At 67.2% G+C, this 14,079-nt stretch carries 12 protein-coding genes; 5 read left to right on the top strand and 7 right to left on the bottom strand.

Annotated features, from left to right (window positions below; all coding sequences use genetic code 11):
* Positions 1–29: 29 nt before the first annotated feature.
* On the top strand, positions 30–395 hold the full coding sequence (locus QH168_RS07830; protein ID WP_280233844.1) for a hypothetical protein: 366 nt from the start codon (positions 30–32) through the stop codon (positions 393–395).
* A gap of 202 nt (positions 396–597) precedes the next feature.
* The gene (locus QH168_RS07825; protein ID WP_280233843.1) at positions 598–951 is read left to right on the top strand and encodes a hypothetical protein; all 354 of its coding nucleotides are present in this window, start codon (positions 598–600) and stop codon (positions 949–951) included.
* A 115-nt stretch (positions 952–1,066) separates the two neighbouring features.
* Here QH168_RS07825 and QH168_RS07820 read toward each other — a convergent pair whose 3' ends face one another.
* Positions 1,067–1,666, bottom strand: a complete 600-nt coding sequence (locus QH168_RS07820; protein WP_280233842.1) for a helix-turn-helix domain-containing protein — start codon at positions 1,664–1,666, stop codon at positions 1,067–1,069.
* Positions 1,667–1,898: 232 nt separating this feature from the next.
* On the opposite strand from QH168_RS07820, the gene QH168_RS07815 reads away from it, so the two are divergent.
* Positions 1,899–2,912 (top strand): alpha/beta fold hydrolase, encoded by a 1,014-nt coding sequence (locus QH168_RS07815; RefSeq protein ID WP_280233841.1) that lies wholly within the window; start codon positions 1,899–1,901, stop codon positions 2,910–2,912.
* Between the two features lie 126 nt (positions 2,913–3,038).
* Here QH168_RS07815 and QH168_RS07810 read toward each other — a convergent pair whose 3' ends face one another.
* The 3 genes from QH168_RS07810 to QH168_RS07800 form a co-directional block, all read right to left on the bottom strand.
* Entirely contained in the window at positions 3,039–4,463 is a 1,425-nt protein-coding gene (locus tag QH168_RS07810) for a lipase family protein (RefSeq protein WP_280233840.1), read from the bottom strand.
* A 1-nt stretch (position 4,464) separates the two neighbouring features.
* Positions 4,465–5,733: a hypothetical protein gene (locus QH168_RS07805; protein WP_280233839.1), complete on the bottom strand. Its 1,269-nt coding sequence runs from the start codon at positions 5,731–5,733 to the stop codon at positions 4,465–4,467.
* A gap of 600 nt (positions 5,734–6,333) precedes the next feature.
* Positions 6,334–7,656 carry an acetyl-CoA C-acetyltransferase gene (locus tag QH168_RS07800; protein WP_280233837.1) on the bottom strand — a complete coding sequence of 441 codons (1,323 nt, stop codon included), beginning with the start codon at positions 7,654–7,656 and terminating at the stop codon, positions 6,334–6,336.
* A 270-nt stretch (positions 7,657–7,926) separates the two neighbouring features.
* Between QH168_RS07800 and QH168_RS07795 the strand changes: the two genes are divergently transcribed.
* Positions 7,927–9,282, top strand: coding sequence for a 3-oxoacyl-ACP reductase (locus QH168_RS07795; RefSeq protein ID WP_280233836.1), 1,356 nt, complete (start codon positions 7,927–7,929; stop codon positions 9,280–9,282).
* The gene (locus tag QH168_RS07790) at positions 9,279–10,148 is read left to right on the top strand and encodes a MaoC family dehydratase (RefSeq protein ID WP_280233835.1); all 870 of its coding nucleotides are present in this window, start codon (positions 9,279–9,281) and stop codon (positions 10,146–10,148) included. The genes QH168_RS07795 and QH168_RS07790 overlap by 4 nt, the downstream gene beginning before the upstream one ends.
* A 66-nt stretch (positions 10,149–10,214) precedes the next feature.
* Here QH168_RS07790 and QH168_RS07785 read toward each other — a convergent pair whose 3' ends face one another.
* The 3 genes from QH168_RS07785 to QH168_RS07775 form a co-directional block, all read right to left on the bottom strand.
* Entirely contained in the window at positions 10,215–11,462 is a 1,248-nt protein-coding gene (locus QH168_RS07785; protein WP_280233833.1) for a DUF5685 family protein, read from the bottom strand.
* 199 nt (positions 11,463–11,661) lie between these two features.
* Positions 11,662–12,261, bottom strand: coding sequence for a TetR/AcrR family transcriptional regulator (locus QH168_RS07780; RefSeq protein ID WP_280233832.1), 600 nt, complete (start codon positions 12,259–12,261; stop codon positions 11,662–11,664).
* Between the two features lie 502 nt (positions 12,262–12,763).
* The gene (locus tag QH168_RS07775; protein WP_280233830.1) at positions 12,764–13,927 is read right to left on the bottom strand and encodes a glycoside hydrolase family 3 N-terminal domain-containing protein; all 1,164 of its coding nucleotides are present in this window, start codon (positions 13,925–13,927) and stop codon (positions 12,764–12,766) included.
* Positions 13,928–14,079 lie beyond the last annotated feature (152 nt).

The raw sequence follows: 14,079 nt of genomic DNA, 5'->3' as shown, positions 1-14,079 counted from the left end.
TGACGGCGGGGTCCGTGTGGGGTATCAGCATGGGCGCCACGCTGGGGCAGGCGGTCCGGGACGAGTTGCAGAGGCGGCAGCTCTCACTCGGCCCGATCGTCTCGCATCCCCGGTCGCGGACCTGGACCTTCCTGGTGAAGGCCGATATCCCGGATTCGCCCGCGCTGTTCGGGCAGTTGTTCCGGGCGCACATCTCGGTGCATCGCACCGGTTGTCGGATCGGGTTGCCGTCGCCCGCGGATCCGCCACTGGCGCTGCGTTATTGGGTCGAGCCTCCGCGTGACCCGTTCCGGCCATCGGGGGCGGTGGTCATCAGCGTTCTCAGCAATTGTCTGCCCGCGCGGACGATCGATCTGCGAATGCTCGAACGCGATGCCGATCGGCCCGTTCCATGACTCCACGGCCCGATGAACCCGACGTCCACCTGAGCATCGTCCTGCACGGCGCGATTCGACTTCGCGGCCCGCGCCTGCGCCGCGTCCGCCTTCTTGCGCGAGTGGCGCGCCCGTCACAACGAACCGGCCGAGATCATCCCCGGCGACACAACTGGTTTGACGCGACTGCCGTGCGAACGCCTCTACCTGGAGCACTGACGATATGAACGACGACGACCCGGCCCCAGCGGTCGGCTATCTGCGCAGCGATCTGTCCGGCGCGTCCGCCGCCTTCGACCGCGCCCAGATCGCCTCCCGCGCAACCAGACTCGGCTACACCCTGATCGCCGACGTGCTCGACCACACCGCCGCCACCACCCACCGCACCGAACATCTCCTCGCGCTGATCTACACCCACCGCGCCGAAGCGGTCATCCTCCCCGCCCTCACCCACCTCGACACGGGCGCCTTCGACCTCGTCCTACCAGCCGCCGACATCATCACCACCCAGCCGTACGAGACCTACGCCCGCCGGTGGACCTCTGTGCAGCCGCAGGCGAGCTGGCGGCTCATATGAGGCGGGACACCAGTAGGCCGCACCCGAGGTGGGATGGCCATCGAAACCCTGGTCCCGTTCGACGTATCGGTGTCGTGGGATGAGCTGGACGACGGGATCAACTGACCCGAGTTCGTCATATGCCCTGGTCGGGAGATGACCGCTGGGTTCCGGGCCGTACGTGCGCGCGTACTCCTTGCAGGCCGAACAGGATGAGCAATTCCACTACCTCGCCGTCGGCGGTGCCGAGCCAGTGCGGGATGGAGGTGTCGAATTCGGCGGCTTCGCCGGGAGGCAGGGTGAGGTCGCGGTCGCCGAGGAGGAGGCGGAGGTGGCCGTTGAGGACGTAGAGCCATTCGAAGCCTTCGTGGGTCTTCGGTGTGGGCTCCTGTGGGTGCGGGCGGGCGGGGATGATCATCTTGAACGCTTGCACGCCGCCGGGGCGCCGGGTGAGCGGGATGAACACCATCCCGGAGCGGCGGATCGGCTTGAGGTGGATGCGGGGGTCGCCGGTGCGTGGGGCGCCGACGAGGTCGTCGAGCGGGACGTCGTAGGTGCGTGATAGGGGTAGCAGCAGTTCCAGACTCGGGCGGCGCAGGCCGCTTTCGAGCCGGGACAGGGTGCTTTCCGAAACCCCGGTTTTCGCAGCCAGGTCGGCGAGGGTGAAGCCGCGTTCGCGGCGCAACGCGCGCAGTCGCGGGCCGACCGCGTCGAGCACATCGTCTGTTTCGTCCACGGTTCCATCTTGCCGAAACCGCAAGATTTCGTGCCAGATCATGGTGTACCCGGAAAGACTGGAACACGTCCGATAGCAGGCACGGCCAGTGGTCCAGGCCGCGAACGCGTCGCACTACGCATCGGCTGCGCTCATCCACCTGCGCGATGCGACCGGATGCCACACCGGCAACGCAACCCGACGCCGCATCCATCGGACGCTGATCCCTTCTCCAGGACAGGAATTCATGGTCATGACACTCCAACGGTCAGCACACCGATCCGCCCGCACGGCCGCGACCGTCGCCCTCACCCTCCTGCTCACGATCGGCTCCGCGGCCTGCTCGACGCCGACCGCCGAGAACACGCCACCGTACGCCGCCGCCACGCAGGGCGATCCGAGGTTCGACGGCACCTTCCGGCACGAATTCGCCGACGTCGACGGCGTGCGGATGCACTATGTGACCGGCGGCAGCGGCACACCGGTGGTGCTGATCCACGGCTGGCCGCAAACCTGGTACGGCTGGTGGGAGATCATGCCCGCGCTCGCCGAGCACCACACCGTCTACGCCATCGACCTGCCCGGACTGGGTGACAGCACCGGCTCCCCCACCGGATACGACAAGGCGACCCTGGCACGGTATGTGCACACACTGATCGCCGATCGGCTCGGGATACGCGACGCCAATGTCGTGGGGCACGATTTCGGCGCGGCGGTGGCGTTCCAGTACGCCGCGCAATTCCCCGCCGATACCGCCCGCCTCGCCTACCTCGATCTGCCGCTGCCCGGCCCCGGCATCGACGCGTCCACCTACCGATCCATGAGCTGGCACATCGCCTTCCACTCCCAGCGGCAGGTCCCGGAGGCGATCGTCGGCGACGACGTCCGCGAGTATCTCGCGCTGTTCTATCCCCGGGTCTCCTATGGGGGTACAGCGTTCGGCGGCAGCTCGGATCGTTCACCGTTCACCGACGCCGAGATCGACGAGTACGCACGAACCTACAGCCGACCCGAGGCACTGACCGGAGGTTTCGGGCTGTATCGCGCTTTGGACCAGGATGTGCGCGACACCGTGTCCGCCCCGCCGACGCAGGTCCCGGCCCTACTCATGGCCGCGCAGGGACAGATCGAAGCGGTTCGTGCCACCGCGGGCCCGCGCATGACCAATATCGTTCGGGCGGTGGATGTTCCGAATGCGGGGCACTGGTTGGTCGAGGAGAACCCGCAGTTCGTCACGGCGGAACTGTTGCGCTTCCTCGGTGGATGAACGGTGTCGCTGTGGACCTTCCTGAATCCACGGGTCCGCGCGGTACGGTTCCGGCCTACTGCTCATCTCGTCGAACCCAATGTGCTCGTCGAGGTGGAAGCGTACGCCGGTGCTCGAACTGACGCGTCAGTCGAAAGCCGCATCCAGCCAGTCGATGGTCTGCATACCGAAAAGATCGGTGCCCCAACCGTAGAGGTCGGTGATCATGCGGACCATGCTGCAATCGGACGGCGCGTAGGTGACGTCGGTGCCCTTGCCGCGATAGATGTCGGCCAACTCACGGGAGTCGGCGGCGGGAACGAGCGACATGAACGAATCGTCGGCGGCGCAGGAGGTGATGAGGACCTTGGAATCCGGGGTGCCCGCGTGGCCGAGGATGTTGTCGTCGTAGACGTGTTGGAAGGCCGGTTCGTCGGCGGGGTTCAGGCCCGAGGTGAACAGCATGTTCAGCGGGACGAACGGGAGCCCGAAGTACGCCGGGGTCTGACACTGGGTGCGGAAGAAGTCGGCGAGAGCCTTACCGGCGGGGTTGAGTTTCTCGTCGATCTTCATCTCGGGATACCAGGGCTCGAGGCCGAGCAGGGTGGCGAAGGCGAAACCAGAACCCACCGAGCCGTCGGCGACGCGCATGAAGTTGCGTGGTTTCACGACCATGCCTTCCAGCACGGTCGCCTTCACATCCAGCTCGGGTGCGTAGGTGGGCTGGAGTTCGGCGGAGAATCCCGCGCCGACGCCGCCGCCCGCGATACCGAACAGGCCGACCTGCGCCTTCGGGTCCAGCTTCGCCTCACCGAAATTCAGCGCAGCCCGCGCACCGTCGAGTTGCGCGTGCGCGGCGAACTTGCCCGCGAACACACCGTGCGGGCGACGGTCGGCGTCATTACCGACATCGGAGATCATCACCGCGTAGCCCTTGCCGAACAGCATCGCCAACGGTCCGAGCGCCGACCAGGATGCACCGTCCATCGGCGCACCACCGGTCCACTGGGTGCTGGGATGGCACGACGCGCCGACACTGTCGTTGGCCTCCTGATAGGAGATGAGCTTGCGCTGATCGTTCGGCTTGCCGTCGACGGGGATCATCAGGATGCCGGTGCTGATCACGGGGGTGACGCCGTCGACGCCGGTGGTGACGTACATGAGCTTGTAGGCGTCGAGATTCGCCGGTTTCACACCGGTGAACAGGACGTCGACCTTCTTGGATTTCAGGACCGTCCCCGGCTTCTCGTCGCCGGTGAGCGGTGGTTCCTGATAGAACGGGTCGTCGGCGCGCAGTCCACGGAACACTTCCTCGGGCGATGCGACGGTGGCGCCTTGGAGCGAACCGATGACGTAACCGTTGAACACCTCACCGAGTCCGGGGGTGCGCGGCGGCGTGAACGGTGCGGGTGGCGCGGGTTCGGGCTGGGCGAGCGCGATCCCGGAACCAGCGACTACCGCGAGGACGATCCCGACCACCGCGGTGAGCACCGCCGCGGACCTGCTCCGGCGACGACCGACCGCATGGCGGCGCGCGACATCGATTCCGCGCATATCTCGTTCGGCCCGCATCTCAATTCACCGCCATTTCCGCGCCCACCGGCGTCACCTGCAACTGCCGCACCGCCGAATCCAGCAGCTGCGGAATATTCATCAACGGACGATGCGATTCCATCTGCACCTCATATGGTGTGCGCATGACCGCTTCCAAAGCGGGCCAATTGTTTTCGACCTGCCACTTGTATTTCGGCAGGAGTTCGGTGGTGATGTAGTCCCAGCGGGCGTCGAGCACCGACCAGTTCCAGTCCGGCAGCGGCATCGTGAGCAGCGCGGGCCTGCCGTCGGCCATCGTGAACGGAATACGCACCGGATCGAATTCGCGCGGCGGCGCCACACCGGCCACCGATGGCGAACCCGCGGCGCCGCTGACATAGGTGATGGCCTCACCGACCGCGCCCTTGTATTCGCGGACCCGGTCCCACTGCCCGCCGATGGCCCATTCCTGCTCACGGCGCAGCAGGGTCGCGTTACCGGCGGCGATACGGTCGCGATCGCCGGAGGCCACATCGCGCCAGGCGTTCATGATGTCGGCGCCGAAGAGTCCTGCGGCCTGGAATTCTTCCAGCGCGGGCAGGCCCTCGGTGACGTAGGCGTCGTGCATGGGCATGAGGTCGGAGAAGATGTTCTTCTGCATCACCAGGATCATCCCGATGATGTAGTGCAGGTCCTCGGGGGTGATCTGCGGACCGGCTTCGGCGAGTGCGGCCAGCCCGCGCGGGAGCATGGCCACGGCCTGCGGGCCCGCCGCCTGCTCGACCGCGCCGATCACGCCGCGGGCCGATTCGGACAGACCGGGCAGCGAGTAGATATTGCTCATCAGCTCGAAATCGATGAGACCGCCACCGAAATCGGCGCCGACCTGCCCGCCCATCCCGGCCCACTGCAATTCGCGGTGGGCCAGTTGCAGATCCTCGTAGTAGCGGTAGGACTTGATCAGGTTCTGGCGGTTGGCTTCGACGCTGTCGCGTGGGTTCCAGGAGCGCAGGTCGATCCCGGCCTTGTTCGTCGCGTCGACCAGCCAGTACTGGTACAGCAGGGCGGCATAGCGGGTCGGTGCGACACCCTGGGAGCGCGCCTGGTCGAGCAGGCCGCGCAACTGGGCCGCGTCATAGGGGAGATCGGGGTGCACGCCACCCGGCCCGGCCTCGGCATTGCGGTTGACCAGCGGTAGGTCCAGATAGCGGTCGAGTTCGCTTGCCGTGGCGGGTGCCGTGGCCAGCCCGAGCCCAACCGCCGCCGCGAGCAGCACCACCGCCGCGCGTAGCACCATCCCGATACGCATCAGCCGTTCAGCCTTCCTCTCCGCACGCTCGATTTCCTTGAACTCGAATTCAAGAAATGCGCGATGACAGCACATTTCCCGCGGATAGCCACATTCCGAACAGACCGGTCGGATGCCGAAACACCGATCAATCACCACTCGACCCCGACAGCCCAGCAGGTTACGAGCAGGTAAACACACCCGGACCGGCGTATGCAACCCTGCCACGCACTCGACGGCACCGGTCGCGAATTGGGCGGAATCGAACGGAATTGCCTGGTAATTGCCAACAGATCGGTGCGGGACCGCAGCAAACATCGGCAGTCGGCCCGGTTGCGGCGATGCGAAGGATCACAAATCGGTAACGCCGAATGGGGTCGGTTCGAACACGGCTCGTACGGCCTCGCAGAGCCGTCGCGACGGATCGTTTTGCCTCGACCCCGATGGCGAGCCGATCGTCGCATGAGGTTCGGCCGCCGAGCGAAGAAGCTGGATCAGGCGAGCCGCCCCGGACAACACGAAGGGTTGGTACCCGGCGGAATGCCGGGTACCAACCCTTGGGTCAGCTGTGCGCCGTCGAAGCCCGAGCGGTTCGACGCACCCCGCTGGCGGGGCCGGAGGTCAGCGCTCCAGGATCGCGACCACGCCCTGCCCGCCCGCGGCGCAGATGGAGATCAGCGCGCGGCCGGAGCCCTTCTCGGCCAGCATCTTCGCGGTGGAGGCCACGATGCGGCCGCCGGTGGCGGCGAACGGGTGACCCGCCGCCAGCGAGGAACCGTTGACGTTGAGCTTGCTGCGGTCGATGGAACCGAGCGCGCCGTCCAGACCCAGACGTTCCTTGCAGTACTGGTCGGACTCCCAGGCCTGGAGCGTGGCCAGCACGACCGAGGCGAAGGCCTCGTGGATCTCGTAGTAGTCGAAATCCTGGAGAGTCAGGCCGTTGCGGGCGAGCATGCGCGGCACCGCGTAGGTGGGCGCCATCAGCAGGCCGTCGGGGCCGTGGATGTAGTCGACGGCGGCGACCTCGGAGTCCACCAGATGCGCGAGCACCGGCAGGTTGCGCTCGGCGGCCCATTCGTCGCTGGACAGCAGCACCGCGGAGGCGCCGTCGGTGAGCGGGGTGGAGTTGCCCGCGGTCATGGTCGCGTCACCGGCCTTGACGCCGAAGACCGGCTTCAGGGTGGCCAGCTTCTCGATCGAGGAACCGGGGCGCAGATTGTCGTCGCGGGTCAGGCCGAGGAACGGGGTGATCAGATCATCGAAGAAACCGCGGTCGTAGGCGGCGGCCATGTTCTTGTGCGACAGATAGGCCAGCTCGTCCTGAGCCTCACGGGCGACGCCGAACTCCTTGGCGGTGATAGCGGCGTGCTCACCCATGGACAGGCCGGTGCGCGGTTCGGCATTGCGCGGGATCTCGATGCCGAGCATGTTCGGGCGCAGCTGGCCGACCAGCTTCAGCCGGTCCTTGTTGGTCTTGGCGCGGTTGGCGTCGAGCATCCATTCGCGCATGCCCTCGCTGACGCCGATCGGGGCGTCCGAGGTGGTGTCGGTGCCGCCGCCGACGCCCGCATCGATGCGGCCCGCCGCGATCGCATCACCGACGGTGACGATGGCCTGGAGGCCGGTGCCGCAGGCGAGCTGGAGGTCGTGGGCGGGGGTGTAGGGGCTGAGCTTGCTCCCGAGCACGCTCTCGCGGATCATGCCGTGCTCGCCGACCCGCTTGAGCACCGCGCCGCCGACGACCATGCCGAGACGCTCACCCTGGAGGCCGAATCGGCTGACCAGGCCGTCCAGCGCGGCGGTGAACATGTCCTGGTTGGAGGCGTGGGCGTACGCCTTGTCGGAACGAGCGAACGGAATCCGGTTACCGCCAACGATCGCGACCGGACGTGGCTGCTTGGTGGTCTTGGCCGTGCTCTTCGTCGAACGGGCTTTGCTGGTCACTCGAGTCTCCAAGGTCTCGTCGGGATCTTCCGGCGCGGCCCGGGTGCCGGTGCGGAACCCCTCCACACGTTTCCACACCCGGTCGCAATCGGTTTACATTAAACTTACTCTGGAGTAAGTTTGTTGTCGATACCGCACCCCGCAATTGTGCGCTCGCGCACCTCACGGGCGGAGCCTGCGCCGCTGGTCAGGCAGCCTATGGAGTGATGCGAGCGCAAACAGGGGGACGCACCGACATTCCAGACATCGAGCACAGAAAAGGTAGGAATCGTGGCAGCCAAGAGCAAGGGTGCACCCAACCTCTACGGATCGTTCATCCACTCCGCCCCCGGCGCCTTCCTCGCGAGCAAGCTTGGCCTGCCGCAGCCGGAAACCCTGCGGCGCTACGTCAAGGGCGAACCCGCCCTGCCCGGCCCGGTACTGCTCGGCGGTAAGGGCCGGGTCGCCGAACCGGTCCGCGCGCTGCTGACCGACTACACCTTCGCCGACACCCCGGCCCAGGGCACCAAGTACGGCGCGCTGGTCTTCGACGCCACCGGCATCGGCTCCATCGATGATCTGTCGCAGCTGTTCGAGTTCTTCCAGCCCGCCATGCGCAGCCTCGCCGCCTCCGGCCGCGTCGTCGTCATCGGCACCACGCCGGAACTCACCTCGAGCGTCGACGCACAGATCGCCCAGCGCGCGCTGGAAGGCTTCACCCGCAGCGTCGCCAAGGAACTGCTGCGCGGCGCCACCGCCCAGCTGGTGTATCTGCACCCCGACGCCTCCCCCGCCGCCACCGGCCTCGAATCGACACTGCGGTTCCTGCTCTCGGCCAAGTCGGCCTTCGTCGACGGCCAGGTCATCCGGGTCGGCAAGGACGACGCCACCGCCCCCGCCAGCTGGGATCGCCCGCTGGAAGGCAAGGTTGCCGTGGTCACCGGTGCCGCGCGCGGTATCGGCGCCACCATCGCCGAGGTCTTCGCCCGCGACGGCGCCCAGGTGATCGTCGCCGATATCCCGGCCGCCGGTGAGGCGCTGTCGGAAACCGCCAACAAGGTGGGCGGCACCGCGCTCGCGCTCGACGTCACCGCCCCCGACGCCGCGCAGAAGCTGGCCGAATTCGCCACCGAACGCTTCGGCGGGATCGACATCATCGTGCACAACGCGGGCATCACCCGCGACAAGCTGCTCGCGAACATGGACGAGGGCCGCTGGAACTCGGTCATCGGCGTCAACCTCGCCGCTCCGCATCGCATCACCGAGGGCCTGGTGGCCTCCGGTGCGCTGAAGGCCGGTGGCCGTGTGATCGACGTGTCCTCCATCGCTGGCATCGCGGGCAACCGCGGCCAGACCAACTACGGCGCCTCCAAGGCGGGCGTCATCGGCATGGTGAACGCCGAAGCGCCGAAGCTGGCCGAGAAGGGCATCACCATCAACGCCGTCGCCCCCGGCTTCATCGAGACCGCGATGACCGCCGCCATCCCGCTGGGCACCCGCGAGGCCGGTCGCCTGATGAGTTCGCTGCTCCAGGGCGGCCAGACCGTCGACGTGGCCGAGGCCATCGCCTTCTTCGCCAGCCCGGCGTCGAACGCGGTGACCGGCAATGTGGTTCGCGTCTGCGGTCAGAGCCTGATCGGAGCATGATGACCGAGACGATCACGCTCACCGAAGCGCCGAAGAACGGCAAGCTGTATTTGAAGGCGGCGCTCGGTTCGGTGCCGTTGCCGCTGGTCTCGGCGCGCAAACCCACGCTGCCCGATCGCGAGATCAAGCTGGAGGGCGTGCGGGTCGATCCCGATCATCTGGCCGCCTACTGCCGGGCGACGGGGCTGCGGTTCGGTGATTCGCTGCCGCTGACCTACCCGTTCATCCTCACTTTCCCGGTGGTGATGCAGCTGGTGGTGCAGCGCGATTTCCCGTTCGTCGCGGTGGGCGCGGTGCACGCGGAGAACGTCATCGAGCGCACCCGCGAGATCTCGGTGAGCGAACCGCTCGACATCACCGCCCATATCGAGAACCTGCGTGAGCATCCGAAGGGTCTACTGGTCGACGCGATCAGCGAGATCCGGGTGGGTCGTGAGCTGGTGTGGCGTCAGGTCACCACCTTCCTGCATCAGCAGCGCACCTCGCTGTCGGGCGGGCCGAAGCCCGAACCGAAACCGGACGAGGTGCCGCCGCCCCCGCTGCGCGCCGTGCGCGTGGATCAGCCGACGATCACCCGCTACGCGGCGGCATCGGGCGACCACAACCCGATCCACACCTCCGCGCTCGGCGCCAAGGCCTTCGGCTTCCCGAAGGCGATCGCGCACGGTATGTGGTCGGCGGCAATGGTTCTCGGCTCGATCGAAGGCCGGATCCCGGAGCAGGTCACCTATTCGGTGAAGTTCGGTAAGCCGATCTTCCTGCCCTCGACGGTGAACCTGTACGCCGATCAGGCCGATGGCGGTTGGGATCTGGCGTTGCGTAATCCGAAGAAGGGGTTCCCGCATCTGACGGCGACGTTGCGCTGAGTTAGGATTCAGCGGAATCGACTGGGGCCGTGCATCTTTCGAGGTGCACGGCCCTCGCTTTGGGTTTCAGCAGTCGCAGCAGCACCCGTCGCAGCAACAGCAGCCATCGCAGCAGCCGCCTTCGCCGCCGCAGTTCGAGCAGCAGTCGACGCCATCGCAGCACTCGCCGAGGTGTTCCTTCCACCAGGCGGGGCGGCGTTCGCCATTACACGGGTTGGTGTGGTCGGCGCAGCACGCGTAGCCGGTGCAGTAGATACCGAGCACGGCGGGCAGCGCCTCGCCGATGCCGGGGCGGCGGGTCGGCGGGCGATGGCCGGTGTCCTGTCTGCGCGCCCGCCGTGCGGATTCCGGCGACGAAAGGGTCACCGCGTCTACCTGCTGGTGACCGATGAGCAGACCGTCCTCGGCGTGCGGGACTTCGGCAGGCTCACGCCCCGAGCAGGCGTGCGCCGATACCGAGCCGACCCCGCGTCCGATGCGGCGCACCAGACTGCGCAGCGGGTCGAGCAACATCCAGCGGACAGCGGGTTCGGCGGCGAGGCCTGTCGTCTCGATCGACTCGCGTAGGCGAGAATTCGACTGGTGCAGCAGGTCGTATGCCTGCGCGAGGTCGGTTCCAGTGGCGGCGAGCGGATTGAACCGGCCGCGATCACGGTCGGTATCGAAGTCCTCGATGGCATCGACGAGATGTGCGATATGGCCGAAATGCTTTCCGGCCTCACACAATGGCGCGATATTGGCGGGTCGGTCGGCCAATACGGCGGAGTGCGCGAAGAATTCGGCGGCACACACCTGGGTCGGAACGGTCAGTTCGTCGAGGGTGAGGGTATGCGCGCGACGTTCGAGCTCGGATTGCGAATTCAGCACGGTAACAAGTGGTTCCACATCGAAGCCGATCAGCGCCGCCTGCCGCCGGGCGCCATCGGCCCAGCGGCTCGACACCTTCGCCATCGGGCGCCGGGTCAGCACGGATGTGTCACCGTCGTCGACGTGGTCACGAATCTTGGCCGAGCCGAGCAGCAGTGATGCCGTGGACGCCAGCATGATTCCCGCCGAACCGGCGGTCGCCACCTGCGCTCGCCGCATTCCGCGCAATGCGCACGGCCCGGCGGTGACCCGCTCGGCCTCGCCCGCCTGCTGCGCCTCGGTGAGCATGCTCAGCACGATCGCATCGGTATTGGTGGCGCTGCGGGCCAGTTGCCCGTGCCCGTCGCGCAGGCCGAGACACAGCCCGCACATATGCGCCTGCCACTGCCCCGGATCCACCCCGTATTTCGCCGCGCTGTGCGCGCACGGCTTCAGCAACCCGAACAAACATCCCCTCCACAAATTTTGCCGAAATCCCCGGCCCCGAAGAACGCATCGAACTCTCGCACCAACCGCGCTGCGCGGCAACCCCATACACCATTCCCCAAGCCACCACCCAACAAACCAGCCGCGAGTGGCACCTGGCTGCGGCGTTTCGCCCGAGTAGCGCCCGCACTGAGGTGCCACTCGCGCAGGTGCGGGTGGGTTATTCGGCCTTTTTGCGGCCTGCTAGGCCGCTCCAGGCCAGGTCGTCGAGGAGGTCGACGGCTTCGGAGACCTCGATGCGGCCGGTGGCGACGCGATCGGCGATGGCTTCGCCCGCACCGATGACGGCCGCGGCGACGACATCGAAGTTCGTCCCGGGGTCGGCGTGCTTGGCGCTGGATTCGAGGAGTTTGGCGGTCAGCTCGATGACGCGCTCGCGGGCGTTCTCGATTTCGGAGGCGAAGGCCTGCTGACCGATGGCCTGGCGGTAGAGCACCTGCCAGGAATGACGGTTGTGGTCGACGAAGCCGAGGAAGCCCTCCAGCGCGGTGCGCAGCTGCTCATGCGGGCTGAGCAGCGGATTTCCGGCCGGGGCGACCGATTCGATGAAGCGAAGGCCCTCGCGTTGGATGCAGGCGCGGAACAGTTCGTCCTTGGAGCCGTAGTAGAGGTACAGCATCGGCTTGGAGATCTTGGCCTCGGCCGCGATGGCGTCCATGGACGTCTCGTGGAAACCCTTACGCGAGAACACCTCGACGGCTGCGTCGAGCATCTGCTGCTCACGAACCGCCCGAGGAAGTCGCTTCGTTCCGCCCGCCATCCGCTCTCCTACTACAGGGTGAGCCTCTTATATTACTCCAAGGTAAGTTCTTCTCGGATCGATTTGCCCAGCAGTCGCCCAGATCGGCTCGGAGGGGGCGTCGCAGGCCGGATACCACCAATCGGTGGCGGCGCAGACACGGCGAAGATGCCGTGTCGCGTCGAGGAGTCTATGCGACGGTTGCGGTCGGAGATTCCCAGCGACGGCAACGGCGGGCTGCTACGGCGCGACAGGTGGTGGCCATGAGGGCCGACACTGACGCGGCTGCGATCGGCGGCTACGACAGCGGACAGCAGCACAGTCCAGGGCAGCAATGTCAGGGCGCGCGGCAGAACGAAGGTGGCAGCACCAAGGTGGGGTCAGCGACGCGCCGCGGTCAGCAGCGACGTCGCCGATAGCGCGGCCCGAGGCGGCAGAGTGGGGCAGGCGGCGGGGCGATGACGGGTGGCAGCACAGACAGAGCAGCAGCGAGTGGCAGCACCGCACTCACCAGGTATGACGCTCAGCAGTGCAGCGGCGCGCCCTTGAACCAGGCCATACGCAGGACCGACGCGTCGACCTGGGCGATCGGCAGGCGACCGCTCCAGACGGCCTGCTCGAGGCGGTCGAGGACCTGCGGGACGGCGTCGGTGGTGATCCACAGCGCGTTGTCGGCACCGGCGACCAGTGCGGCTTCCACCGCTTCGGCGATGGTCATGCGGTTGGTGATGGCCGCCATGCCGCCGAGGTCGTCGGTGAAGATGGGGCCGTCGAAGGGGGCGGCGCCGTAGCCGGTGCCCTTGCGCAGCAGGTCCATGACGGCGGGGCTGATGCTGGCGGGGACATCGGGCTCGGTCAGACCGGGGACGTCGAGATGGCCGACCATGACGGCCGCACCCGAACCGACCAGATCACGGAACGGCACCAGATCGCGATTCTGCAACTGATCCAGCGGCGGAGTGCGCACCGCGCCCAGATGCGAATCACCCGAGCCAGCGCCGTGACCAGGGAAATGTTTCATCACCGTGCCGACACCGACCTCACGCATGGCGCGGATATAGGCGCCCGCGTATTCGGTGACGACCATCGGAGCGTCGGAGAAGGAACGGTCGCCGATGACGGAGTTGTCCGGCTGGCTGCTCACATCGACGTCGGGCGCGAAATTCACCGTCACGCCGAGGTCTTTGAGCGCCTGCCCCCGCGTGAGGGTCGCGTTGTAGAACTCGTCGGTGGTCATGGTCTGCGCGGTGTCGCGCGCCGAGGGCGCCGCACCGATCAGATCGCTGACTCGTGAGACGCGGCCGCCCTCCTCGTCGATGGTGACCATGAGCGGCGCGTTCGCGACCACCTTGACCTGCTCCACCTGGCCGTCGGCCAGCATCGACTGCTCGGTCCAGCCGCCGATGAAGATGCCGCCGACCTGGTGATCACGCACCACAGCCAGCGCGTCGGCGGTGCCGTTGACGCCGACGGTCAGTAGCTGGGCGAGCTTCTGGCGGGGCGTGAACTTCGCCAGATAGTCGGCGGAACAGTCGCGTTCGTCGGTGGTGGTGGCGCCGGGCGTCGCACCGGCGGTCGCTTCGGTCGCCACCGGACGGGAGGTGGCCGAATTCCCGCCGTCACCGCCGGAACAACCGGTCGCTATGGCAGCCAGTACCGCGAACAGGACGAGAGGCGTCTTCCGCATGAGTCGACGGTAGTCCGCGCGCAGGTGCGCGCGGTAATCCGCACGGCCTTTCCACGGCGCGTCACGCGCGGCCACACGCCGCGATCGGAGCCGCGAATGCCCGGCTCGGGCGATTTGCCGGAGTAACCTGAGGGCGTAGCCGTGAGACCACC

The organism is Nocardia cyriacigeorgica (assembly GCF_029868385.1).
GTDB classification, from domain to species: domain Bacteria; phylum Actinomycetota; class Actinomycetes; order Mycobacteriales; family Mycobacteriaceae; genus Nocardia; species Nocardia cyriacigeorgica_F.
This window is presented reverse-complemented; position numbering and strand designations above follow the sequence as displayed.

Coding starts and splice junctions, on each gene's coding strand:
- QH168_RS07830 (WP_280233844.1), top strand. CDS start 30: ATGGGCGCCACGCTGGGGCAGGCGGTCCGGGACGAGTTGCAGAGGCGG.
- QH168_RS07825 (WP_280233843.1), top strand. CDS start 598: ATGAACGACGACGACCCGGCCCCAGCGGTCGGCTATCTGCGCAGCGAT.
- QH168_RS07815 (WP_280233841.1), top strand. CDS start 1,899: ATGACACTCCAACGGTCAGCACACCGATCCGCCCGCACGGCCGCGACC.
- QH168_RS07810 (WP_280233840.1), bottom strand. CDS start 4,463: ATGCGGGCCGAACGAGATATGCGCGGAATCGATGTCGCGCGCCGCCAT.
- QH168_RS07805 (WP_280233839.1), bottom strand. CDS start 5,733: ATGCGTATCGGGATGGTGCTACGCGCGGCGGTGGTGCTGCTCGCGGCG.
- QH168_RS07790 (WP_280233835.1), top strand. CDS start 9,279: ATGATGACCGAGACGATCACGCTCACCGAAGCGCCGAAGAACGGCAAG.
- QH168_RS07780 (WP_280233832.1), bottom strand. CDS start 12,261: ATGGCGGGCGGAACGAAGCGACTTCCTCGGGCGGTTCGTGAGCAGCAG.
- QH168_RS07775 (WP_280233830.1), bottom strand. CDS start 13,927: ATGCGGAAGACGCCTCTCGTCCTGTTCGCGGTACTGGCTGCCATAGCG.